This window comes from Candidatus Arsenophonus phytopathogenicus, from assembly GCF_056113345.1.
Window position 1 is genome coordinate 1,688,359 of the sequence record NZ_JBUIOB010000017.1, and the last position, 23,533, is coordinate 1,711,891.

Annotated in this window: 25 protein-coding genes and 1 pseudogene; 17 read left to right on the top strand and 9 right to left on the bottom strand. The window is 35.6% G+C overall.

Annotated features, from left to right (window positions below; genetic code table 11):
* The 8 genes and pseudogenes from ubiH (at window position 1) to AC01GB_RS12585 (ending at window position 6,218) form a co-directional block, all read left to right on the top strand.
* Window positions 1-1,179, top strand: coding sequence for a 2-octaprenyl-6-methoxyphenyl hydroxylase (gene ubiH, locus AC01GB_RS12550; protein ID WP_474452073.1), 1,179 nt, complete (start codon window positions 1-3; stop codon window positions 1,177-1,179).
* Between the two features lie 25 nt (window positions 1,180-1,204).
* Window positions 1,205-2,440 (top strand): FAD-dependent 2-octaprenylphenol hydroxylase, encoded by a 1,236-nt coding sequence (ubiI, locus tag AC01GB_RS12555; RefSeq protein WP_474452074.1) that lies wholly within the window; start codon window positions 1,205-1,207, stop codon window positions 2,438-2,440.
* A 241-nt stretch (window positions 2,441-2,681) separates the two neighbouring features.
* Window positions 2,682-3,730: pseudogene (gcvT, locus tag AC01GB_RS12560) on the top strand (glycine cleavage system aminomethyltransferase GcvT).
* A gap of 270 nt (window positions 3,731-4,000) precedes the next feature.
* The gene (locus AC01GB_RS12565; protein WP_474452075.1) at window positions 4,001-4,213 is read left to right on the top strand and encodes a hypothetical protein; all 213 of its coding nucleotides are present in this window, start codon (window positions 4,001-4,003) and stop codon (window positions 4,211-4,213) included.
* Entirely contained in the window at window positions 4,207-4,575 is a 369-nt protein-coding gene (locus AC01GB_RS12570) for a hypothetical protein (protein ID WP_474452076.1), read from the top strand. The genes AC01GB_RS12565 and AC01GB_RS12570 overlap by 7 nt, the downstream gene beginning before the upstream one ends.
* Window positions 4,576-5,124: 549 nt before the next feature.
* Window positions 5,125-5,505, top strand: coding sequence for a hypothetical protein (locus AC01GB_RS12575; RefSeq protein WP_474452077.1), 381 nt, complete (start codon window positions 5,125-5,127; stop codon window positions 5,503-5,505).
* A gap of 247 nt (window positions 5,506-5,752) precedes the next feature.
* Window positions 5,753-6,070, top strand: a complete 318-nt coding sequence (locus tag AC01GB_RS12580) for a hypothetical protein (RefSeq protein ID WP_474452078.1) — start codon at window positions 5,753-5,755, stop codon at window positions 6,068-6,070.
* A complete protein-coding gene (locus AC01GB_RS12585) occupies window positions 6,057-6,218 on the top strand; it encodes a hypothetical protein (protein ID WP_474452079.1) in 162 nt (53 codons plus the stop codon). The genes AC01GB_RS12580 and AC01GB_RS12585 overlap by 14 nt, the downstream gene beginning before the upstream one ends.
* Window positions 6,219-6,436: 218 nt before the next feature.
* Here AC01GB_RS12585 and ygfZ read toward each other — a convergent pair whose 3' ends face one another.
* Window positions 6,437-7,423, bottom strand: a complete 987-nt coding sequence (gene ygfZ / locus AC01GB_RS12590) for a tRNA-modifying protein YgfZ (protein WP_474452080.1) — start codon at window positions 7,421-7,423, stop codon at window positions 6,437-6,439.
* A gap of 258 nt (window positions 7,424-7,681) precedes the next feature.
* On the opposite strand from ygfZ, the gene sdhE reads away from it, so the two are divergent.
* Window positions 7,682-7,948 (top strand): FAD assembly factor SdhE, encoded by a 267-nt coding sequence (sdhE, locus tag AC01GB_RS12595; RefSeq protein WP_032115279.1) that lies wholly within the window; start codon window positions 7,682-7,684, stop codon window positions 7,946-7,948.
* 46 nt (window positions 7,949-7,994) lie between these two features.
* Window positions 7,995-8,108 (top strand): hypothetical protein, encoded by a 114-nt coding sequence (locus AC01GB_RS12600; protein WP_474452402.1) that lies wholly within the window; start codon window positions 7,995-7,997, stop codon window positions 8,106-8,108.
* 196 nt (window positions 8,109-8,304) lie between these two features.
* Here AC01GB_RS12600 and fldB read toward each other — a convergent pair whose 3' ends face one another.
* From fldB to AC01GB_RS12630, 6 genes are all read right to left on the bottom strand, one after another.
* Complete coding sequence (gene fldB, locus AC01GB_RS12605; protein ID WP_474452081.1) at window positions 8,305-8,832, bottom strand: flavodoxin FldB; 528 nt, start codon at window positions 8,830-8,832, stop codon at window positions 8,305-8,307.
* Between the two features lie 562 nt (window positions 8,833-9,394).
* The gene (locus tag AC01GB_RS12610) at window positions 9,395-9,700 is read right to left on the bottom strand and encodes a S8 family serine peptidase (protein ID WP_474452082.1); all 306 of its coding nucleotides are present in this window, start codon (window positions 9,698-9,700) and stop codon (window positions 9,395-9,397) included.
* Window positions 9,693-10,493, bottom strand: coding sequence for a S8 family serine peptidase (locus AC01GB_RS12615; RefSeq protein WP_474452083.1), 801 nt, complete (start codon window positions 10,491-10,493; stop codon window positions 9,693-9,695). The genes AC01GB_RS12610 and AC01GB_RS12615 overlap by 8 nt, the downstream gene beginning before the upstream one ends.
* 689 nt (window positions 10,494-11,182) lie before the next feature.
* A complete protein-coding gene (locus AC01GB_RS12620) occupies window positions 11,183-11,416 on the bottom strand; it encodes a hypothetical protein (RefSeq protein ID WP_474452084.1) in 234 nt (77 codons plus the stop codon).
* Window positions 11,417-11,476: 60 nt separating this feature from the next.
* Window positions 11,477-12,403 carry a GH39 family glycosyl hydrolase gene (locus AC01GB_RS12625; RefSeq protein WP_474452085.1) on the bottom strand — a complete coding sequence of 309 codons (927 nt, stop codon included), beginning with the start codon at window positions 12,401-12,403 and terminating at the stop codon, window positions 11,477-11,479.
* Between the two features lie 333 nt (window positions 12,404-12,736).
* Complete coding sequence (locus tag AC01GB_RS12630) at window positions 12,737-12,880, bottom strand: hypothetical protein (protein ID WP_474452086.1); 144 nt, start codon at window positions 12,878-12,880, stop codon at window positions 12,737-12,739.
* A 543-nt stretch (window positions 12,881-13,423) separates the two neighbouring features.
* Here AC01GB_RS12630 and xerD point away from each other — a divergent pair.
* The 5 genes from xerD to lysS all read left to right on the top strand — a co-directional run bounded on the left by xerD (window position 13,424) and on the right by lysS (window position 19,710).
* Window positions 13,424-14,335 carry a site-specific tyrosine recombinase XerD gene (xerD, locus tag AC01GB_RS12635; protein ID WP_474452087.1) on the top strand — a complete coding sequence of 304 codons (912 nt, stop codon included), beginning with the start codon at window positions 13,424-13,426 and terminating at the stop codon, window positions 14,333-14,335.
* Between the two features lie 22 nt (window positions 14,336-14,357).
* The gene (gene dsbC, locus AC01GB_RS12640) at window positions 14,358-15,068 is read left to right on the top strand and encodes a bifunctional protein-disulfide isomerase/oxidoreductase DsbC (protein WP_474452088.1); all 711 of its coding nucleotides are present in this window, start codon (window positions 14,358-14,360) and stop codon (window positions 15,066-15,068) included.
* Between the two features lie 10 nt (window positions 15,069-15,078).
* The gene (recJ, locus tag AC01GB_RS12645) at window positions 15,079-16,815 is read left to right on the top strand and encodes a single-stranded-DNA-specific exonuclease RecJ (RefSeq protein ID WP_474452403.1); all 1,737 of its coding nucleotides are present in this window, start codon (window positions 15,079-15,081) and stop codon (window positions 16,813-16,815) included.
* Between the two features lie 275 nt (window positions 16,816-17,090).
* Window positions 17,091-18,189 (top strand): peptide chain release factor 2 gene (gene prfB, locus AC01GB_RS12650; RefSeq protein ID WP_474452089.1). Its coding sequence is split into 2 segments (ribosomal slippage): window positions 17,091-17,165 and window positions 17,167-18,189, totalling 1,098 coding nucleotides; the frame shifts between segments, so codons are not numbered across the junction.
* A gap of 9 nt (window positions 18,190-18,198) precedes the next feature.
* Window positions 18,199-19,710, top strand: coding sequence for a lysine--tRNA ligase (gene lysS / locus AC01GB_RS12655; protein ID WP_474452090.1), 1,512 nt, complete (start codon window positions 18,199-18,201; stop codon window positions 19,708-19,710).
* Window positions 19,711-19,810: 100 nt separating this feature from the next.
* Here the strand turns inward: lysS and AC01GB_RS12660 are convergent, their stop codons facing one another.
* Complete coding sequence (locus tag AC01GB_RS12660; RefSeq protein WP_474452091.1) at window positions 19,811-20,470, bottom strand: epoxyqueuosine reductase QueH; 660 nt, start codon at window positions 20,468-20,470, stop codon at window positions 19,811-19,813.
* A gap of 1,116 nt (window positions 20,471-21,586) precedes the next feature.
* On the opposite strand from AC01GB_RS12660, the gene AC01GB_RS12665 reads away from it, so the two are divergent.
* Window positions 21,587-22,555: a hypothetical protein gene (locus tag AC01GB_RS12665; RefSeq protein ID WP_474452092.1), complete on the top strand. Its 969-nt coding sequence runs from the start codon at window positions 21,587-21,589 to the stop codon at window positions 22,553-22,555.
* A gap of 239 nt (window positions 22,556-22,794) precedes the next feature.
* Window positions 22,795-22,983 (top strand): hypothetical protein, encoded by a 189-nt coding sequence (locus tag AC01GB_RS12670; protein WP_474452093.1) that lies wholly within the window; start codon window positions 22,795-22,797, stop codon window positions 22,981-22,983.
* A 149-nt stretch (window positions 22,984-23,132) separates the two neighbouring features.
* Here AC01GB_RS12670 and AC01GB_RS12675 read toward each other — a convergent pair whose 3' ends face one another.
* Entirely contained in the window at window positions 23,133-23,363 is a 231-nt protein-coding gene (locus AC01GB_RS12675; protein WP_474452094.1) for a hypothetical protein, read from the bottom strand.
* Window positions 23,364-23,533: the final 170 nt, after the last annotated feature.

The window sequence follows — 23,533 nt, forward strand, 5'->3', positions numbered from 1 at the left end:
ATGAAAGTAATTATTGTTGGCGGTGGTATGACAGGTGCGTCATTAGCGCTTGCTATTTCGGCCTTCAGTCAGGGAAAGGTTCAAGTTTCATTAATTGAAGCAAGGTTACCTAATAAGGCACATCCTGGTTTTGATGTCAGAACAATTGCATTGTCTTATGGCACTTGCCAACAGTTTAATCAAATTGGTGTCTGGCACGGATTAAAAAAGTATGTGACGCCAATTATTAATATTCATGTTTCTGACTATGGCCATACTGGCGCGGTAAATATGTATGCCAAAGATTATTCCCTTCCTGCACTTGGTTATGTTGTTGAATTGCAGGATGCAGGAAATTACTTATTTGAGCAGCTTAAAAAAGCGCCGGGTGTTGAATTATATTGTCCTGATGAAGTTATTGTTGTTGAGCGCACAATTGAGCATGTATCAGTCAAATTAACGAGTGGTAAAGTATTAACCGGGCAATTATTAGTTGCTGCTGATGGCAGCGATTCCATGATAGGTAAAATCAGTCAAATTGAATGGAAACGCGCGTCATACCAACAATGTGCAATTATTGCTAATATTTTAACTAGCCAAGTACCACAGGGTCAAGCCTTCGAGCGTTTTACCCAATATGGTCCGTTGGCAATGTTACCTATGTCTAAAGGGCGTAGTTCATTAGTTTGGTGTCACCCATTGGAAAACCAGCAGTCTATTATGCAGTGGAGTGATGACCAATTTATGACAGAATTACAAAAATGGTTTGGCTGGCGGTTAGGTGAAATTAAGGCCGTTAGTGAGCGTTACTGTTTTCCATTGTTACTTTCGCAAGCGAAAAGATTGATTAGCCATCGATTGGTTTTAGTTGGCAATGCAGCACAAACTTTACATCCTATTGCTGGTCAGGGGTTTAATCTCGGTATGCGTGATGTCATGATCCTTGCCAATATAATTAGTGAAGTTGCCAATCATGGTGGTGATATGGGAGCTTACTCGGTTCTTATGCAGTATCAAATGCAGCGTCATGATGATCGTCAAAGCACCATAAAGTTAACCAATCACTTGGTTTATTTATTTTCCAATAATCATCTAATTTTTGCTATCGGCCGTAATGTTGGATTAATGGCAATGGAAACACTACCACTTATGCGTGACATTTTAGCCCACCAAGCAATGGGACGATCGTTTCATCTCTAGCTATTTAAGAAGGAATATTTTCACTATGCAATCGTTTGATGTGGTTATTGTGGGTGGTGGTATGGTTGGCCTCGCTATGGCCTGTGGATTACGGGGGTGCGGGATGAGGATTGCTGTTATTGAAAATTCTCCTGTGCAACATCAATTTGATCCGCAACAAGCGCCTTCACTCAGAGTGTCTGCTATCAATGCAGCAAGTCAAAAATTACTCGATTATTTAGGTGTTTGGCAAACCATCGTGCAGAAACGAGTTGGTAGTTATCAGCAAATGGAGGTTTGGCAGCAGGATAGTTTTGGTCATATTCACTTTGATGCCAAGCAGCATTATTTACCTGGTCTCGGATATATCATTGAAAATTCGATTATTCGTGGATCATTATGGCAACAGGCTCAATCAAGCAAAGATATTACTTTATTAACAGGCAATAGATTGCAAAAAGTTATTTGGGGCGAGAATGAAGTATTTATGACTTTTGATAATGAGCAAATGTTGACGGCAAGGTTGGTGGTTGGTGCCGATGGTGCTAAATCATGGTTAAGGGAAAAAGCGGATATTCCGCTTAGCTTTTGGGATTATGAACATACGGCATTGGTAGCCACCATTCGAGCTGAGATGCCCCATATGTTAACTGCTCGTCAATCTTTTCATAATGATAGCATTTTAGCTTTTTTACCGCTACAGGATCCTCATCTTTGCTCAATTGTTTGGTCATTGCCGGCAATGCAAGCGAATAGACGCTTGAGTTTAGAGGTTTCTGCATTTGAAAAAGAATTAAGTGTAGCTTTAGATATGCGCCTCGGTTTTTGTCAGTTAATTAGTGAACTTCAGATTTTTCCACTTATTGGTCAGTATGCGCGAAATTTTGCCGGTCAACGTATTGCTTTATTAGGTGATGCTGCTCACACGATACATCCTTTAGCAGGTCAAGGGGTAAATTTAGGCTTTATGGATGTCGCAGAGTTGATTGGACAATTATGGCGTTTGAATAGCGCAGGTAAAGATATTGGGCAGTATTTTTACTTACAAAGTTATGAACGTAAACGTAAACATAGTGCTGTACTGATGTTGGCTAGTATGCAGGGGCTCCGGCAATTATTTGATGGCAATAATCCAGTCAAAAAAATGGTTCGTGGTGTTGGATTACTGTTGGCTAATACACTACCAGGGATAAAACCAAAATTGTTAAGCTATGCGTTAGGAGCACATGATATGCCTGAATGGTTAGCAAAAGTCACGACAAATTCCTCAGAAATAGCGTAACTTATCGGTGCATTACTTTTAATCTATCGTTTTACAGGGAATAACACTGCTGGTTTGAAATAGTTGTTTCAATTAATTTAATTTAGCAATTTGGTTTATTATTTTTACTACTGTAGTTACTCTACTAATAGGTACTTTGATTTAACAATTTAATTTGTCTATACCTATTAATGAGGAAAATAGAACAATGACGATAAAATAGACTTCATTATATCAGGAGCATTTAGCATGTAATGCAACCATGATCGATTTTCATGGCTGGCTGATGCCATTGCATTACGGTTCTCAAATTGATGAACACCATGCTGTTCGCACAGCATCTGGCGTGTTTGATATTTCTTATTTAACAATTATTTATCTGCATGGTGAACTGTGCCGAGATTTTTTACGTTATTTATTAGCCAATGATGTAGCAAAACTGAAGGAGCCTGGTGAAGCGCTCTATACGGGTATGTTAAATGCATCGGGAGGCGTGATCGATGATTTAGTTGTCTACTATTTTGATGATGATTACTATCGCTTAATTGCTAATTTTGCCACTCGACAGAAAGATTTAGCTTGCATCAATCAACATATAGAAAATTACCTAATTGATGTGCAGGTACGTGATGATCTAGCATTCATTGCTATACAGGGCCCAGATGCACAACTCAAAGTACAATCTCTGCTTAATGAACAGCAGAAAACTGCGGTTATGGATATGCCACTCTTCTATGGTAAACAAATTGATGACTGGTTTATTACTACTGTAGGTTATACCGGCGAATTAGGTTATGAGATAGCACTGCCGAAAGAGCAGGCTGTCAAACTTTGGCAAAAATTAATTGATTTAGATATTAAGCCGGCGGGATTGGCGGCACACGTGATACCCTTCGTCTGGAAGCAGGAATGAATTTTTATGGACAAGAAATGAGTGAGCTGGTGTCACCATTAGCGGCTAATATGGAATGGACAATAGCCTGGCAGCCGGAAGAGCGCTATTTTATCGGACGAGATGCGCTAGAGAGACAACGGCAGGTAGGCACAGAAAAATTAGTTGGTTTAGTGATGCGTGATAGGGGAATATTGCAAACTGATTTGCCGGTTCGTTTTACTGATACAGCAGGTAAGTTATGTGAAGGGATCATTACCAGTGGCACATTTTCGCCTACGTTGGGGTTAAGTATAGCTTTAGCACGAGTACCATTGAATATTGGCATGCAGGCGGTTGTACAAATAAAAAAACATGAAATGCCAGTTCAGGTTGTAAAACCCAGCTTTGTGCGTTATGGCAAAACATTAATTAACTAAAGTTATTTTATTGTATTTTTACGTTTGTTTTATTAAAAATAATAAAATAGCAACCAACGTAATTGACTAAATATTATTGATATTAAGTTTTTCATTATTAAATATGGAGTGTTTATGAATGAAATAAATATGGAAGAGCAATATAAAAAACTAATTGATTGGATTAAATCATTAAGACCAGCACCGGTATTATTAAATCAAGTTTATGATAGTGTCTGAAAACTTACACTATCCACAGGAGATATCATTGGCGCTTATAAAGATAAAGATTTGGTGGTTGCTCAACAACTTAATGAAATGAATAGAGTCGGAAAGTCAACGGATATTACGGCTGAAAAATTAGCAGAATCGCCAGCCAATGGTCTTGCTATTATAAGTACCATAGCGATGGGTGGCATTGGCTATGATCCGCAAAAACCTAGCATGTCAGGTAATGCTGAGGCATATATGGCTTATGCGGAGGAAATGAAAAAAATGTGCTAATGATGGTGGAGGAAGATAAGTTAATTGATCTTAGTTATCGAGAAGAGAACTATAATGATCTCATTGATAAGATTGTAAATATATATGATAGTATCACTGGTGTTGATAAGAATAAAATTAAAAATTCTGTTACTCAGTTAGCTAAAGCCGCATTATCGGATTCTGAACAAAAAAATACCAGTATATTATTTTCCCAAGGTGTTATCGCATCAGCAAGTAAAGATGATGTGAAATTTTATATAAACTCTTCGCATATTTTATTTGAAAGACAAACTGGTAATACTAAAAGTCAGCCTACCGATAAATATGTTTCCCGCATACAAATAAAAAATAAAAAAATAAAGTATGAACTATTGTTTTGACGAGAAATGATAACTATTACCTATTATTATTTTATTTATTGTTTAAGAATAAAAATTAATTATTATTGAGTATCTACATTAAAATATAAAAGGATATTTTATGGGAATATTTAAAGATAAAAATTTATATTCAATTTTGAATGGATCATATAATTCTATTGTTAATAAATATATAGTTAAAGATGAAAATTTAAAATAAGATTTAGTTACTAGTGGAGCAACAGTCATTGGTAATAATGTTGAAAATTATTAGAACAAGAGTCTTTATTAAAAGAGATGCATAGTAATAATGAAATAGAAAAATTATTACCAATGCTTTTTGACTATCCGCAGAATTTTGTAACATCTTTCCTATCTTTTATTAAAGAAATTTGTGATTGGAGTCCCCTTGATCCAAAGAAAGAGAATAATGATGAAAATTATCGTAAATATCTTTCAATACTTTTATCTAGCCCCCTGTTTCTGTCGAAACTTCGTCTACCCATAAAATTTATTATGATAATAATAATTATAAAGATTTATTAGCAAAAATATTACAGCAATATCAAAATGTATCAGAGCAAGAAAAAATATATCAATTTATCATTGAAGACACTGATTAGACATTCTGTTGCCAATATTACTAATAAAAATAGCGGTATATTATTTACTCATACTGTATTAAATTCAGAATCTGATGTTGTTAGATTATATTTATATTCAGCCGAAATAAAAATATCTTATGATGAAGAGAACAAAAAATATAAGCCTACTGAGGAATCAGCAGAGAAAATTGAGATATCTAGAACAGGGCTTAAATTTTTAAATTCATCAGGATCTGCTGACGATATGAAACTTATTATTGGTCTTAGATTTATTGTTCTTTCCGATTGGGTAGCACAAAATAATATGTTGCCGCAAAAAATGAATCGTAAATTATGTATTGATTAAGCATAGTTATTAAAAAAGAGTAATTAATAAAGTTATGATTAGAAAATAATCATTAATAAATTACTGTAAGTTAATTAATAGAAATAACATTGGATTTCAGTTTAAAATTATCTATGAAAGCGATTTATTATTTTTTATTGTTATGAAATATATTATTAGAATGATATTCATTGTTATGTTTTTTTATTGTAATACTACTTTTATGTATAAGAGCTATGTTGTTATTTAACCAAGGAAAGGATAAAAAATGGAAAATACAACCACTTCTAAAATTAATAATGACAAAACATTAGAAACATCGCTAGATGAATTGTATCAATCATATTCACAAATTGAAGCATCAATAACAGATTGTGGTTTTGGTGGTCAATTTGATAAATTTTCATTAAAGGAGATAAATGAGTTAGAACTACAAATGGCAGATAGTATAGTTAAAATAGCTAATATTCTGACTGATGCTATAGTTACTTTTCCTGTTGCAAAAGGAACTGTGGTAACAATAATGGATAATATTAATCAGCTAGATCCTATTAGTTCCCTGGCAGCTGCTATTGCTCAACATTAATGATCAATTAACAGTAATAACCGATATTTTTATTGATAAAAGATTTGCTCAAGTTGAGCAAATTGAAATTAATGTTGCTACCAATGATACGGGTGAGGGCGCTATACCTTCTATAATAGAGGTAGGTAACAGCATTGCATCTGATTGAAGCATGGCCTATCAGCGCGTTATTGACAGCCAGACTGATGGATTACGCCATAACTCTAAACTTGCTGACTGGGATCCAACAGTATTTTTTACCAATAAAATGAATAAGGTTACATTAATTAGGTATTAATTTTATAACAGGGATATTTTCAGGATCCCTGTTTTGCTATATGAAAACGGCTTATCTGAATACCTTTTTATTAGCAATCGACGGATATGTTATTCCTCTTCCGACAATGAGTAAGGCAAAGGCTGAATGGTGAGCTGACTATTGGTTTCGCCAATCAGCCGAAAAATACTCTCTTTAAGCATATCATTATTCATGACAACTTGCAAACTAATAAAACCTTTTGTCATGGTAACAGCAGCTAATACTGTTCCAGTGCGCCGCCAGTTATCACCTATTTTCCACTCGATAGCATCTCCAGTTTTTGGCAGCGTATTTGCTGTCCCGGTTAACCAAAACATGGCACGCTTATTGGCGCCGCGATATTTTGCACGAGCGACCGTTTCCTGCCCACTATAGCAGCCTTTCTGAAAACTAATACTTGCGGGTAATGCTTGTAGATTAACGGCTTGAGGAATAAATTGCTCACTATTCTCAACATCAATATTAGCAATTCCAGCAGCAATATCGAAAGCTAACCATTGCTGACTATCACCATGTTGCGGGAAATGTTTTGTCAGTTCAGCGGCAGTTGCGCTATCAGTAACAATTAAAAAACGTTCAAACGGTAAACTAAAGTGCAGTAAAGTCGTCTGTCCTAGATGAATAACGGGCTTTTCCTTATCGGGTAATAGAGAAAAGTGGCGGCTCAATGCGTCACGAACTCCTTGGCCGGCAGCACCTAACAGCACAGTATTGTGCTGCTGGCTGAGTGTTATTTGCGAGAAAACCGCGTATTTTTTCAGTTCAATAAGTTGTTTTGCTGCCACACTAGTGCGTAAAATATAGCCAAAGCCTTGGTTATAATGAAATAAACGTAGTGTGCTCCACATTTTTCCTTTGGCATCACAGTGGGCGGTGAATATATGTTGTTGTGCAGTTAATGTAGCAATATCCGCGGTTAATTGACCCTGTAGATATTTTTCAGCATCTACCCCTGTTGCTGTGATGAAACTCCAATCATTAAGTGACATTAACGTTAAGGGTAATTGATGGTCTATTTCACAAGTTGCTGGTGTAAATTTATTTAGGCTTGTCATGTGTTCATCCGCTAGTAACCTGGATAAGAGTAGTCATAATGGTAAGATAGCTAACAGACAAAGCAAGTAATATTATCAAAATTAACTAACAAAATTAATGTCGAAGAATTTATCTATATAAGTTTTTAGTTAGTGGTTAGTTGTGGTTTTTACAAGAATGTTACTTAAATCATTTCGATATTGATGAGAATTTGCTACGCTAAATTCTGATATGGAATCAAAAATTATTCACAAAAGTTTTTAAGGTTATTTTATCGTATGGATATCAATAATAAACCTAGGATCCACTGGGCTTGTCGCAGAGGAATGCGTGAGTTGGACATCGCCATTATGCCTTTTTTTGAGTATGAATATGATTCACTCACAGAGGATGAGAAATGTCTGTTTGTTCGTTTACTAGAGTGTGCAGATCCTGATTTGTTCAACTGGTTGATGAATCATGGACGTCCTGATGATGATGGTCTTTATCATATGATTCAATTGATACAGAGTAGAAATAAACAACGTGGTTCTTTGGAAATTTAATATCAATGTTTCGTGGCTGACACAGCTTTTTTCAACGGGTGTTCATGTGGGAATTGGCTTGTTAGTTTTCTTTTCATCTTGGCCGCCAAATAATCTGGTCACTTGGTTGATAGCGACCTTATTAATTGTGACAAGTTGGGTAAGGAGTCAAAAAATATAAGTCGTTGTAAAGGTAGTTTAGCTTTACTTAAATGGTAATAAGATACACTGGAAGAAAAGTGAATGGCTGATTGTTAAAAAACCTTGGTTTTGCTTATTGGTATAAAACTTACTCTTCGTTCATTGCAATGTAATAAGCAGATTCGGTTATGGATTGCTTCGGATAGTATGCCAGAAGGGGAGTGGCGCAATTTAAATCAATTGTTGTTGCAGTACCCTGATATTTCATTTAATATTTGCATACACCACTGTTTTATTCGTTCATCCGGTTGTTCGAATTGGTTGGTTTCCTCGAGCGCTAGTCCGACAAACTGGCTATCATCAGTGGTTAATGGTTTAAGGCTACTAAAGGTATATCCTGTTGTAGGCCAAAAGCCGACAAATTTTACATGCATCCGTAATAGCTGCTCATAAAGCATACTTAGTGCGTCAAGAAACCAGTCGCTATAATCGATTTGATCGCCTAAACCATATAGGGATACAATTTTGCCGGCTAAATTTAACGAACAGAGTTCATCCCAAATTGCTTGCCAGTCTTCTTGTAGTTCGCCGAAATCCCAGGTGGGAATACCTAAAATCAGAATTTGGTAATTTTCTATTAATTGCGGCGAAATATCTTTAAGATTATGTAAATCAACTAATTCTTCACCTAGATTATACTGGATTTTTTCTGCAACCATTTCGGTGTAGCAGGTACTGGAACCATAAAAAAGACCGATTTTCATTTTGCAACTTGTTGTCATTTTGCGAGTAATAATAGAATATTATAGCAGAAAAAAATTAAAAAAATATTATAATTCAGTTAATTAAGGTTAATTTATAGGTTGAACTATAAACCATATTATTTCATTAACGCTAATGTAAGATGGCTGTTTTTTTGATATGCTTCATATTATCATCAATAAAGATAGAAAATAATTATTTTTAACCTATCCTCTAATTAGTCCTTGCAATTTCTACACCTTATTTGTTCATTCTATTCTCGTTAGATAGAGACTTTCCCTGGTGTTGTGTTTGATATGTTTGCCAGTTAAAACTGGTTTTTTTATGCTATTTTCTATTTTTATAATATTTAATCTTATTTTTTTCAGATAATGGGATAAAAAACCAGATCTTAATCAGTCTAAAAGATAAATGTCGCGATCTGGTGTTAAGTTAATTTGCTAAAAAATTACCACATGGCAAGATATTATATTATTAGTGATCATGTTTAGCGCTTATTTATTGTAAAGGCCTTTGTAGTGTACTAATTGCTCGGCGTACATTAGGTAATGGACCAATATTTATTCATTTATTGCTAGTTTGATGGTATCCTTGCGGTGTGCCTGTTTCGATTAATAGTGAACGCATGTCTTTTGGTTTAATAACCTCTCCAATATTCTGTTTACACCATGATTGGATCGCCACAACAGCGGAAGCAACAATCGGCGTAGCAGATGATGTCCCCGAAAGAGTATGGGTATAATTATTATGCTCACCGGTATTGTAGAGATCGTTATAGCCGTTTGTGACAACATTCAGCCCCCATTCTTGCACATGTATCATGCTGCCATAACTGGTGGAATCAGTGGGGATCAAGTATTTTTTATTCATCTGCACCAACACGAATTGCACCGTTATCACCATCGTCATTACGATTTCTATATTCACTGTATATAATTTTATGATCTAAATCTTCAGTGCCATTGCCAGCCACCATAATGACAATAATGCCGGCATCAGTGGCTTCTTTTGTGATATCCCAAACCGCTTTTTGGTAATCGGCTGGGACATATTTATTACGTGGCCCCATGGATTGTAATTCATAGATAAATACGTCTCCCGCCCTTAAGTATTTTAATGCTTTAGCAATTCCATTAACTCGTCCTGCTGGCGCTTCTGAAACACCATAAAAAGTATCTGCTCCATGCACTAATCCTTTTATACCCAATCCCATATCTTTGGCATACATTATTCCAGCAACTGCGGTGCCATGTTCATTTTTAAGTGGATATTTAGGTGATAGATTTATAAAACTTTTTCTTTGTAAATTAACATGCTCAAAATCAAATCCACCTTCTATATCGGCGCAGCGGATCCCTTGACCAACTATACGAAGTGACCAGGCATATTCGATATCAATACCAATATGATTTGACGTTGTCCCACCTTGATAGCCCTGGAGAGGGTTAAAATTAGGGGTATTATAAATTTGCTCCGTCTTATTATCTAATAATTGTCTGAATGGCGGGGGTGTATCGGTATGTTCAATATAGGCATATTTAACAAAATCATAACTATTTATTTTATCCACTAAACGTTGTAGTTCATCTAATGGCAAATTGTCAGCTTCTTCAACGTAGCAAATACCAGTAAGGTTTTGGCAATTAATCAGCTGGTTTTTCATTGTTAGTAAATCATCATCAACAATAGAATAGTAATTAAAATTATTTAGAAACCCATCTTTTAATATTGTAGGTTTTAAAATTAATTTATTATTATCTTTTCTTTCATGGATAACAGATTTATTAAATTTTATAATAAATTTATGTTTTTGTATTGTTTAGCTCCATATTGTTAAAGATGATTATCATAATTATTTCGCTTATTTAGCGAAGAAAAAATTTAGCATAATAAATTTAATTTAAGATAATTAAATTTGATGAAGATTTTTTTATTTAATTTAGTCATGAAAATTAATTTATTTTCATTCTATTAATAGTTTAATTAAATCAGTTTTTTATAACTGATAAGCAGGGAAAAATAGTTTTCAATTTAACATTTATATATGCTTAAAGTGTATAAGATAGTTTTTATTATTATAAGAATAAAATTTTAGCTTATTACTAACGACATAATTTCTGATCATTACCTGAATAATAAAATATATGAAGAAAAAACCTATTATTTGAATTGATAGTAATATCTAATCACTAAAAATATTATTTAGTTCACCATTAGTAACAAATTCTTATTTTTATAATATGTTTGAAATTTTTTCAAATGACGCATAATAACTATTGAGCTAGTATAATTCGATCGTTATTAAAACTAATGTATTATTTCCTGCTGTGCTAGGATCATCATCTTTAATAATTATCTCTCGGGATTGAGAGATAATACATAGGGTTCATAAATAAAAGTTTCTCCATTATTAAGTGTTTGACGTTGTCCGCCATTAAATACTTTATGTAAAATAATCGTGTAGTGATTAAAATTAGCAGGAATATCTGTTAAGGTAACAATATATCCTTTACTCGATTGCTGATAGTTGGCATCGTCGTATTTTAATTGGTCATTTTGGTTGGGCGAATTTGCGCCATTTGGCACTGGTTTACCATTATATAACACTTTATTTCTATTACGTGGTGGGATATTATTGCTGCCATATCAACGCTCATTATCGATTAAAGTAGCAGGGATCGCGGTATCAATATAATATTGTGATTGCAGTTTGACTCCTGTGGGTAGCTTTGTTTGACCGTTTTCGCCCAAATTAGTGGGATCGGCTGTATAATTGGCCACGAGAATGTTTATTTGATTGTTGGCATTAATTGCGCCGGTTGTTGTTATGCCAGTTTTGGAGGTGTCTGTTAATTTGATAATTGATGAATCACACTGAGAGGCAAATTGATTATATAGCCAAAATGCCTGGGCAGCATAGGTAGCATAATCACTATTATCAAACAGACCAAACTCTGCTCCATCAGCTCGATATAGATAGGCTTTATCTACGCCAGCCTGTTCTGCGTGGATCAAAAAAGAGAGCAAATAGGCAGCAGCAACATGACTTTGCAGCTTAGTATTATTAATTTTACTGGCGTTAGCCGTTAAGGCCCATTCAGTTATGTAGCATTTAACTTGTTGGAAGCCATATTTATTTAATGTACTGCGAACATACTCTTGGATTTCATAAATGTTTTTTTGGATTGGCAGTATCGATCGCGTAATAGTGATATGAGTAAAAATCAAAAGGAACATGATATTTTTTATATAGGCAATAAAGTTATCGACAAAATTTTCATTTTTAAAAACAAATGCTGTTCCACAACTACCAATTTTTACCCAGGGGGCAGTTGCTCTAATTGTATTGGCAACGGCACGATAAAAATCATAAAATTCGACAACTGCGCGCTGATTATTTTCGGATGTTGCCCAGAAAAAACCAAGCTCGGGTTCATTCCAAATTTCGTATTCAGAAATTGCATAAGCCAAACCTATCAAATGATAGTTAATACTATATCTTTGTACTAATTTTTTTACTAATTGACAATATTTTTCAATATTGGTGGGTTTTTGTTTACCACCATTAAGCATTCTTCCTATTCTAAATAATATATTCGGCTTTTGTTCGCCTTGATAATATTTATTAGATAAAGAGTTTTTAAGATAGGTATCGGTTGGTTGCCAATTGAACTGTGGTTCTTCTTCAGCAGAAAAATATTGTGGAGTATTTAAGCAAATAGTTCTTCGATTAAAAAAATCATCCGCGTAATTATTTTATTTGTTTTTTAACATTGTCTGGCGCATTATTTGTTATCTGATCAAGGTAATTAATATGTGTTGTATCAAAGCAACTATCAATATGACAAACACCGTACCAATCATGAGTACGAAGATCAACGATCCCCATTTCAGCAAATTGTTGTTCTAAATCTCGGGTAAGCCTGGTGCTAATGAAATAGGTGTACCATTAGCTTGGTTTAGAAAAATAGACTTGCCAATTGCTCTTTTCTCTACGCCATGTGATTTTTCAGTTGTTGGAGTGGCAGAATAGACAATATTTACTGGCATATTTATTATCCTTTTTAATTATAAATTTGATTGTTATTAAAAAATTTATATTTGTTATGCAATAAACAACTTAATAATTTGTCATGTTAACCATCTGTTTATATTGATTGGATTATTTTTTTTATTTTGTATAGCGTTTTTTTTGGGATGATATATTATTAAAATATCAATTGGTTATAGCGGAATTAATCAAACAATAGGGTGTCTTATTTGTTTTTTTAATTTATTTTTATATTTTCAAATGGAATGTTTATAATAATATCATCATGATTTTTATTTTTTACAAATTTAAATATCGATAATAAGTAATCACTTATAAAAAACTAATGAGAGTCGATAGTTTTTTATTCATAATTGACAATATTTAATACTATAATTAATCAGTTGATATTGATTTAAATTATTAATTTAATTAATTATATGCAATTATCATTCTAATTTAATTAATAAAGAAACAATATTCATAAATGTTAAGATGACATTCTGGCAGAAAGCATTTTTTGAGGCATAATATGGTGCAATTAATTTACTAGGAGTGCTGTTGTGTCAACTGAAAAAAATAGAGACAGTCATCCGTTGATAGAACAATTTCTCGATACTATTTGGCTTGAGCACAATTTAGCCGCTAATACGCTTTCTTCTTACCGTACTGATTTACAAGCATTAGTTAATTGGTTATCGCGCCATGGTCATGATCTGCTTACGGTGGAGATCATGGATTTACAATTTTTTCTGGCAGAACGGGTAGAGGGCGGTTATAAAGCCACCAGTTCTGCTCGTTTACTGAGTGCCATGCGACGCTTATTCCAGTATTTCTATCGTGAGAAACTGCGCACCGATGATCCGACGGCACAATTGTCGGCACCTAAATTGCCGAAACGGCTTCCTAAAGATCTCAATGAGAAACAAGTTGAAGATTTACTGCATGCACCTATCACTAATGATCCAATTGAATTAAGAGATAAAACGATGATTGAGGTGCTTTATGCATGTGGGCTACGTGTTTCTGAACTGGTTGGGCTAACATTAACAGATATTAGTTTACGTCAGGGTGTTATTCGGGTAGTGGGAAAAGGTAATAAAGAACGATTGGTACCCTTGGGTGAAGAGGCTATTTATTGGTTGGAAACTTATTTAACCGAAAGTCGTCCAATCTTACTTAATGGATTGACTAATGATGTATTATTTCCGAGTAAAAGAGGTACGCAAATGACACGTCAGACTTTTTGGCATCGGATTAAACATTATTCAGCAATTGCTGGAATTGATAGTGAAAAACTTTCTCCTCACGTATTAAGACATGCTTTTGCCACCCATTTGCTGAATCATGGCGCAGATCTCCGTGTAGTACAAATGTTACTTGGACATAGTGATCTTTCCACCACCCAGATCTATACCCATGTTGCCACAGAGCGTTTAAGGCAATTGCATCAACAACATCATCCTCGAGGTTGATTGAGGATCAAGGAAATTCTAAATGAAAAAAAATATCGTATGGTTAATTGGTCTTCTGGCCGCAATGTCACATTCTGCATTAGCTGATGATGTGGCTATTAAAAGAACATTGAGTAAAATGGGCATAGAAACTGAGAATATCCATCCGTCACCTATTGTAGGTTTAAGTACAGTAATTACTAGCCAAGGTCTGGTTTATGTGACTGAAGACGGTAAGTATTTATTAGAAGGACCGATTTATGATTTAAGTGGTCAAATGCCGGTTAATGTTACAAATCAGATCTTGACAAAGAAAATAGAAGCAATGAGTGACCAGATGATCATATTTAAAGAACCAGAGGAAAAATATGTTGTCACCGTGTTTACCGATGTTACCTGTGGTTATTGCAAGAAATTTCATCAAGATATAGCAGAATATAATAAAAAGGGTATCACCATACGTTATTTGGCATTCCCTCGTAATGGCCTTCACCACGAATCAGCTAAAACAATGACATCTATCTGGTGTAGTGCTGATCGACAAAAAGCATTAACAGACGCTTTTAAAGGCGAAACGATTTCTCCAATTGAAAAATGCAAAACAGTCGATATTGCCGCTCAATTTAATATCGGTCATATGCTTGGTATCAATGGGACACCCGCTATGGTGTTAGAAGACGGCACAGTAATACCTGGTTATATGACTGCAGATGATTTAGTTAAAGGGGTAGAAAAACTTAAGAAAAAATCATAATGTGTTAACAATAAATATGAAAATACAGCTTCGTCGCCGACCGAAAGCAGATGATAGCCACCTTCCTGCTCATTTGTCTCCGGTATTACGCCGTTTGTACGCTATGAGAGGTGTGTTATCAGAAAATGAGTTAGAAACAGGTGCAAAAGGATTGCTTAATTACCAATCACTTAATGGTATTGAAACAGCGGTTCAGTTATTAATCACTGCTCTGAATGAACATTGGCGAATTATAGTGGTCGGTGATTTCGATGCCGATGGTGCAACCAGTACAGCATTGACACTGCGAGCGCTGGGCGCGATGGGATATCGTCATTTTGATTATTTGGTTCCTAACCGATTTGAAGATGGCTATGGGCTTAGCCCGCAGGTTGTTGATCAAGTAATTAAAAGAAAAGCGCAACTTATTATTACCGTTGATAATGGTATATCTTCCTATGAAGGCGTTGCTGTTGCTCAACGACACGGTATAAAAGTGATTATTACCGACCACCATTTACCTGGAGAAACCCTGCCTTGTGCAGAAGCAATCATTAATCCTAATTTAGCTGATTGCGACTTTCCATCAAAAGCATTAGCGGGGGTTGGTGTCAGTTTTTATTTGATGTCAGCATTACGTGCTGCGTTGCGCCAGACTGGTTGGTTTGAGCAACAAGCACGTAAGATGCCTAATCTGGCTGAATTATTAGATTTGGTTGCATTAGGTACGGTGGCCGATGTTGTTCCCTTGGATAGTAATAATCGTATTTTAGTCTATCAAGGTTTAAACCGTATTCGGGCGGGACGAAGCTGTGTCGGGATAAAAGCCTTGATTGAAGTTTCCAAACGTGATGTTAGTCGTCTGGTTGCTAATGATTTAGGTTTCTCAATTGGGCCACGGCTTAATGCAGCTGGAAGATTAGATGATATGTCAATCGGTGTAGAACTATTATTGACTGATGATATCGTTCACGCTAGAAAATTGGCTAATGAATTAGATAGTTTAAATCGTACCCGCCGCGAAATTGAACAGGATATGCAGCAAGAGGCTTGGCAGATTTTTGAGCAAATAGAAAAAAAACGTCATCAAATACCCAATGGTCTTGCACTTTATCATCCTGAATGGCATCAGGGAGTAGTAGGAATATTGGCTTCTCGGATCAAAGAACGATTTCATCGTCCGGTTATTGCTTTCGCGCCGGCTGGTGAAGGGATTTTGAAGGGGTCAGGGCGTTCCATCTATGGTTTGCATTTACGGGATGCCCTTGAACGCTTAGATTCGCTTAATCCGGGATTAATTTTAAAGTTTGGAGGCCATGCTATGGCGGCAGGATTAACGCTGGAGGAGCAGAAGTTTACTCAGTTTCAAGAGAACTTTGCTAACCTGATGGCAGAACTACTGGATAACGATATGCTTGAAGGGGTTATTTGGAGTGATGGTGAACTAAATAATGAAGAGTTGTCATTGGATATTGCTGAACTAATTAGAAATGGCGGGCCATGGGGACAAGCTTTTCCTGAACCAATTTTTGATGGAAAATTTCGCCTACTGCAACAACGTCTTGTCGGTGATTGTCATCTAAAAGTGATGTTAGAACCACTGGCTGGCGGTCCGATGATAGATGGCATCGCCTTTAATATTGATACCGCTTATTGGCCTGACAATAGTATTAAAATGGTCGAATTGGTTTATAAACTAGATGTGAATGAGTATCGTGGTAATCGTAACATCCAGTTACTCATTCAGCATTTGTGGTCTTGCGAATAGTATTTAGCCTATTTTGACCATCAACAGTGGTAGGTATAGTTATGATTTCCCTTATTATAATCACTATTTTTCTGCCACTAATTGCAACTAGTTAGATTTAAAGCATTATTCTTATAGTGGCATTTACTGACTAAAATAGGCTATTTGGTTGGTAAAATGAGGTATCATGAAGCATATTGACTGAAAAACTATAATCCAGCAATCAGATCCGCTACACTAGGCGGTTTATATTTTTATGACTTTTAATGAAAATAACATAAATAAGATATAAGGGTATGTTTGAAATTAATTCAATAAAAAATCAAATTCAGGATCTGTCTGAGCGGACGAAGATCTTGAGGGGGTATCTTTGACTATGATGCCAAGAAAGAACGTTTGGAAGAAATAAATGCAGAACTTGAGCAGCCTGATGTGTGGAACGAACCAGAGCGAGCCCAAGCGTTGGGTAAGGAGCGTTCTTCTCTTGAAGCAATAGTAGAAACTATTGATGCCTTGATACAAGGTTTAGACGATGTATCTGGTTTGCTCGATTTGGCAATTGAAGCTGATGATGAAGAAACTTTTCATGAGGCGGTCGCGGAGTTAACGCAGCTGGAAGGAAAACTGGGACAATTAGAGTTTCGTCGTATGTTTTCAGGGCAGTATGACAGTGCTAATTGTTATCTTGATTTACAGGCAGGCTCAGGGGGAACTGAGGCGCAAGATTGGGCTAGCATGTTGATGCGCATGTATCTTCGTTGGGCGGAGTCAAAAGGTTTTAAAACAGAAATTATTGAAGCGTCAGATGGTGATGTTGCAGGCTTAAAATCTGCCACGATAAAGATTATTGGTGAGTATGCTTTTGGTTGGTTACGGACTGAAACCGGTGTTCATCGATTAGTGCGTAAAAGTCCTTTTGATTCCGGTGGTCGCCGCCATACCTCATTTAGCTCAGCATTTATTTATCCTGAAGTGGATGATGATATAGATATTGAAATCAATCCGGCGGATTTACGCATTGATGTTTATCGGGCGTCAGGGGCTGGTGGCCAACATGTTAATAAAACAGAGTCAGCAGTACGTATAACCCATATTCCAACTGGCATTGTTACCCAATGTCAGAATGACCGTTCTCAACATAAGAATAAAGATCAGGCATTGAAGCAACTAAAAGCAAAATTATATGAACTAGAGATGCAAAAGAAAAATGCCGATAAACAAGCATTAGAAGAAAATAAATCTGATATTGGCTGGGGTAGCCAAATTCGTTCTTATGTGCTGGATGATTCTCGAATTAAAGATCTACGAACCGGTGTTGAAAATCGCAATACCCAAGCTGTGCTGGATGGTGATCTGGACAAATTCATTGAAGCAAGCTTAAAAGCTGACCTATGAGGAGAAAAGATGTCTCAACAACAACAGGGTACTGAGCGGTCCCTTGATTTAAATAATGAATTAAAAACTCGGCGTGAAAAACTGGCCGGATTGCGTGGTAATGGCATTGCTTTTCCTAATGATTTTCGCCGTGAGTATTTATCTGGCGATTTGCATGGTAAATATGATGAGAACCATGCGGAAGAACTTACTGCACTGAATATTGACGTCTCTGTTGCCGGCCGAATGATCACACGCCGTATCATGGGTAAAGCCTCTTTTGCTACTTTACAAGATATGAGCGGTCGGATTCAGATTTATGTTTCTCGCGATGACTTACCAGAAGGTATTTATAACGAACAGTTTAAGAAATGGGATCTGGGCGATATTCTTGGTGTTAAGGGTAAATTATTTAAGACCCAAACAGGTGAGTTAACCATCCATGCGCATGAAGTCTATTTATTAACCAAAGCATTACGACCTCTGCCAGATAAATTCCATGGGCTGGCAGATCAGGAAACGCGTTATCGCCAACGTTACCTCGATCTTATTGCTAATGAACAATCGCGCCAGACTTTTATTACGCGTTCACGTGTGTTGTCGGCTTTACGTAACTTCATGGTTAGTAAAGATTTCATGGAAGTCGAAACACCCATGATGCAGGTTATACCGGGTGGTGCAGCGGCACGTCCATTTATTACTCATCATAATGCGTTAGATATTGATATGTATCTGCGTATTGCGCCAGAACTTTATTTGAAACGTTTAGTTGTTGGCGGATTCGAGCGAGTTTTTGAAATTAATCGTAATTTTCGTAATGAAGGCATTTCGCCGCGGCATAATCCAGAGTTTACCATGATGGAACTGTATATGGCTTATGCTGATTATAAAGATCTTATTGTGTTAACCGAAGAGTTATTTAAAACGGTAACGCAAGAAGTATTAGGCACAACCCAGGTAACATATGGTGAGCATTCATTTGATTTCGGGCAGCCTTTTAGCAAAATGACGATGAAAGAAGCGATAGTCAAATATCGGGCCGAAACTGATCCGGCTGATTTGGATGATCTGGCTAAAGCGACAATCATCGCAAAATCACTCAATATTGAGGTAGAAAAAGGCTGGGGATTAGGCCGTCTGCAGTGTGAGATTTTTGAGGCAGTGGCGGAAAGCCATTTGATCCAACCGACATTTATTACTGAATATCCGGCAGAAGTTTCTCCGTTGGCTCGTCGTAATGATAATAATCCATTTATTACCGATCGATTTGAATTCTTTATTGGTGGTCGTGAAATTGGTAATGGTTTTTCTGAGCTTAATGATGCAGAAGATCAAGCTGAACGCTTTGCTGAGCAGGTTCGTCACAAAGATGAGGGTGATGATGCCATGTTTTATGATGAGGATTATATCACTGCACTGGAGCATGGATTGCCACCAACGGCTGGTTTAGGTATTGGTATTGATCGGATGATCATGCTATTAACCAATAGTCATACAATTCGTGATGTTATTCTGTTTCCAGCATTACGGCCTGGTAAATAGTTTAGCAAATTGGATAAATAGTGCTTGGCTGAAGCCTGGCATTGCTATTTTTTGTTCGATCTATTATTTGTCGCCAATATAGTATTTAACGCTTGCCTAATTAGGGCTGTTTGTCGTCAGTATAATATTTAACGCCGATGCGGATAATCTCCCGCCCTTGTGAGCGCCGATGTTTATTGGTATCACGCAGAGAATAGATACAACCGCAGTATTCTTGTTGATAAAATTGTTCGCGCTTACTAATTTCCACCATTCTTGCGGAACCACCTTGTTTACGCCAGTTATAGTCCCAATAAGTTAGGCCATCGTAATGGCTGGCGGCACGCTTACCGCAATCATTGATCTGTTGCATATTCTTCCAGCGAGAAATACCTAATGAACTGGAGATAATGCTAAAATCATGCTCGGCAGCATAAAGAGCGGTACGCTCAAATCGCATATCAAAACACATAGTGCAACGAATTCCACGCTCAGGTTCTTGCTCCATCCCCTTGGCACGTGCAAACCAGTTATCACTATCATAATCAGCATCAACAAACGGCACATTATGCTGCTCGGCAAAACGAATATTTTCGTTTTTGCGGATCTCATATTCTCGTTGTGGGTGAATATTTGGATTATAGAAAAAAATAGTATAATCAATACCTGAAGCACTTAGTGCCTCCATTACTTCACCTGAGCAAGGAGCGCAACAAGAATGCAGTAATAATTTATTTGTGCCATTAGGCAGCGTTAGTTTAGGACGGGTAAATTTATCCATGGTTGCAAATTTTTATAGTAATCGGTAATAGGGCTAATAATAACAGCAAGCGAGAGATATATAATAGTCTTTTTATTTTTTTGGTCAAATTTGTTTGCGATAGACGCCGAGAAGGTTTATGGCCGCTTATAATCGATAAAAACACCCACTATATTTTACTTAAAGTAATTTTACATTGACTTAGATTGATATAAAAATTTATTTTATTAGATATTAATATAATATTGGATAATTTTTCATTGTGGTATTAACTAATATAAATAGTTAGTTAAAGTAAAACTTTTTTATATAAAATATTGCAATAAGATAATATTTCAACCAATAAAATATATAGCAGAAAATATGGTAAATAAAATTTAGCAACTGTTATTTAGTATAAAAACTTCTACTAAACAACAGTGTTATCTAGTCGTAAATAAATAGAGAAATTTTATGAAGAAATTGAATATTATAAATTAAGTTTTAAGCTGGAGAAAATATTGAAGCATTTGTTAAATATTTTAATAATAGAATTTTTGGTTAAGAAATTCACCTTTTATCTGTTTTTATATAACTAAATGATGCTTTAGTTGCTTACTGTTAGTCATATAAACCAACAACTGCCAACCAGTTCACACTTTCTTGATATGGTTTTTGCTGTAATAAGCCATGTTACATGCTTTAGGACTTGATTTTTGCAAAATAAAATAATTAAGCAGTCAATAGGAGTTTATTGCATGAGAGCATTGAGCGTTATTATATTGAGTATATTTATGTCATTATGTTTAGTAAAATCTTTACAGACAAAAGAGTATCAACTGACGGGTAAAATATAAATATTCTGTTATCCGATAATAAGAAAGGTATATTACTTTGGTTTAAAAATAACAAAAATAATGATGCAATTAAAACTGATAATTTATTTGAAATTAATTTTAATTCAGGAAAAAATTAACCGAAAAAGATTTTAACCTGCAAGATATTAAGCGGGATAAAAATACCATCACAATAAATTATATTAGAGATACTATCAGAATCACAACCATACTGTCTTTATGTGACCGGGCCAATTTTGGTCGTTATGAAATCCAAATCAGCGCTGAAAATAATCCCCTAAACATGAGTATGGTGCCATTAATGCCTTTTAAGACGCAGGTGCCTTTTGTTTATGGTTCGGTTGTCAGTTCTCCAATTATTAGTGATTCATTTTTTGTCATTCCAGAAAATCCGTTAACCAATACGATAGCTTATGAAGGGGGAGTAACACAAAAAATAGCCCAGGCCATTCCTTTACAGCAAGACCATACACTTAGTTACAAAACTTATATCGGCATTTATGCAGCTGGCCAATTACGGCGTAATGTCAATCAGTTTTTAAATTTTGTTCGTGCTCGTCCTTATCATCCCTATTTACACTATAATTCTTGGCTTGATATTGGTTTTTTAAATCCTTATACCGAAAAGCAAGCATTATTACGTATTAAACAGTATGGCGAACAGTTGGTCAAAAAGCGCGGTGTCAAATTAAATGGCTATTTATTTGATGATGGTTGGGATAATTTAACCGGTAACTGGGGATTTGGTGCTAATTTCCCCAATGAGTTTAATAAATTAAAAATAGCAGCCGAAAAATATCATGAGGCATTAGGTATTTGGTTATCACTCAGGGGAGGATATAATAATAAACCACGCGATATTCGCGTTTCCCATGCCGCAGAATTTGGTTATGAAATAATGGATGGTAAATTGGCCCTATCATGTGCCAATTATTATGCCAATTCTCATCAACGTATTTTACAGTTAATCGAACAACAAAATATTACTATGTTTAAATTGGATGGTACTGGCAATGCCGATAAGGTGATTGCTGGTAGCCGCTTTACTAGTGACTTTGATGCGGCAATCCATATGATCAGTGATATGCGAAAAGCAAATAATAATTTTTATATTAACCTGACCACAGGTACTCAAGCGAGCCCATCCTGGCTTTTTTACGCTGATTCGATTTGGCGTGGGGGTGATGATGTTAACTATTATGGCCGGGCACTAAAGTACAACAATGCCTTACTTATCGCGATGAAGAAACTTATCGTTCAATTGTTATGAAAGGACCCTTATTTCCGCTTAATTCGTTGATGCTGCATGGTATTATTTATGCTAAACAAGCCAAATACCTTGCTAGTCAATGCGGCAAATTGAGCGTATGAAAATCAAGCTATTTTATTTGATAGTTTTGGATAGGTAGTGATCCAACCAAATTAGCGATCTATGGTTGGGCTGCCTGGGGTAGAAATAAATCGATTATCAGCTTAAGAAATCCATCGGATAAACCCCAGGTTTATTATTTGTATTTACAGCGTGATTTAGAATTACCCGCTGGCACGTCACAAAGTTATCAAGTTAGCCTGAATTATATTAGCCAAGCGGGTAGTAAAAAACTGGCTAACATTAATCAATCGGCATTAGTGACGTTATCGCCTTTTGAAACCCTGGTTATGTCATTAGTGCCTGATAGTGGCAAACTGAATCGATAAAATAGTGACTAAGATTTTCGCTTAAAATAGAATAAACCAGTTAATTAGTATCGAGAGACAAATACCTCCTTGCCACTGTTGGCATGGAGGAAATTAAAAGTTGATGTTTTTAATTTAATTTGCAATCTTACAATTATCAACTCCGATTTCTACATCATTTGCTTTTTTGCTTTTTTCATTGCATCTTCTAGATTACTAGTATTAAAGTAGAAAAATTTATCCCACTCGCCCATATCTTTATTTTCTTTATCTTTGATGGTTCCGGTACAATAATATTTTTGTTGTTGCTCTAATGAAGCGATAGCGGTTGCGAAAAAGAAGAGTTGCAGTATAGAAGTTATTGATAATATTAATAACCTATATTTTGTGTAAAGAGCCATATTAATCTCCTGTCATTGACATAATATTTCATTTATTTTTTGTGGATGATTGTTCAAACAATAACCAGATAAAGGTAATTAATTTGTTAAAATTTTTTCTAATTATATTTATTTATTAAATAAAAGAGGTTAAAGTATAAAATAATTTTATTTAATAAGAGTGAGAAATA

What these genes read in the sequence shown, in the direction of transcription:
- ubiH (WP_474452073.1), top strand. Translation starts at nt 1, where the DNA reads ATGAAAGTAATTATTGTTGGCGGTGGTATGACAGGTGCGTCATTAGCG.
- ubiI (WP_474452074.1), top strand. Translation starts at nt 1,205, where the DNA reads ATGCAATCGTTTGATGTGGTTATTGTGGGTGGTGGTATGGTTGGCCTC.
- AC01GB_RS12575 (WP_474452077.1), top strand. Translation starts at nt 5,125, where the DNA reads ATGTATCAGAGCAAGAAAAAATATATCAATTTATCATTGAAGACACTG.
- AC01GB_RS12580 (WP_474452078.1), top strand. Translation starts at nt 5,753, where the DNA reads ATGGAAAATACAACCACTTCTAAAATTAATAATGACAAAACATTAGAA.
- ygfZ (WP_474452080.1), bottom strand. Translation starts at nt 7,423, where the DNA reads ATGACAAGCCTAAATAAATTTACACCAGCAACTTGTGAAATAGACCAT.
- sdhE (WP_032115279.1), top strand. Translation starts at nt 7,682, where the DNA reads ATGGATATCAATAATAAACCTAGGATCCACTGGGCTTGTCGCAGAGGA.
- fldB (WP_474452081.1), bottom strand. Translation starts at nt 8,832, where the DNA reads ATGAAAATCGGTCTTTTTTATGGTTCCAGTACCTGCTACACCGAAATG.
- AC01GB_RS12610 (WP_474452082.1), bottom strand. Translation starts at nt 9,700, where the DNA reads ATGAATAAAAAATACTTGATCCCCACTGATTCCACCAGTTATGGCAGC.
- AC01GB_RS12615 (WP_474452083.1), bottom strand. Translation starts at nt 10,493, where the DNA reads ATGAAAAACCAGCTGATTAATTGCCAAAACCTTACTGGTATTTGCTAC.
- AC01GB_RS12625 (WP_474452085.1), bottom strand. Translation starts at nt 12,403, where the DNA reads ATGCTTAATGGTGGTAAACAAAAACCCACCAATATTGAAAAATATTGT.
- AC01GB_RS12630 (WP_474452086.1), bottom strand. Translation starts at nt 12,880, where the DNA reads ATGCCAGTAAATATTGTCTATTCTGCCACTCCAACAACTGAAAAATCA.
- dsbC (WP_474452088.1), top strand. Translation starts at nt 14,358, where the DNA reads ATGAAAAAAAATATCGTATGGTTAATTGGTCTTCTGGCCGCAATGTCA.
- lysS (WP_474452090.1), top strand. Translation starts at nt 18,199, where the DNA reads ATGTCTCAACAACAACAGGGTACTGAGCGGTCCCTTGATTTAAATAAT.
- AC01GB_RS12660 (WP_474452091.1), bottom strand. Translation starts at nt 20,470, where the DNA reads ATGGATAAATTTACCCGTCCTAAACTAACGCTGCCTAATGGCACAAAT.
- AC01GB_RS12665 (WP_474452092.1), top strand. Translation starts at nt 21,587, where the DNA reads ATGCCTTTTAAGACGCAGGTGCCTTTTGTTTATGGTTCGGTTGTCAGT.
- AC01GB_RS12675 (WP_474452094.1), bottom strand. Translation starts at nt 23,363, where the DNA reads ATGGCTCTTTACACAAAATATAGGTTATTAATATTATCAATAACTTCT.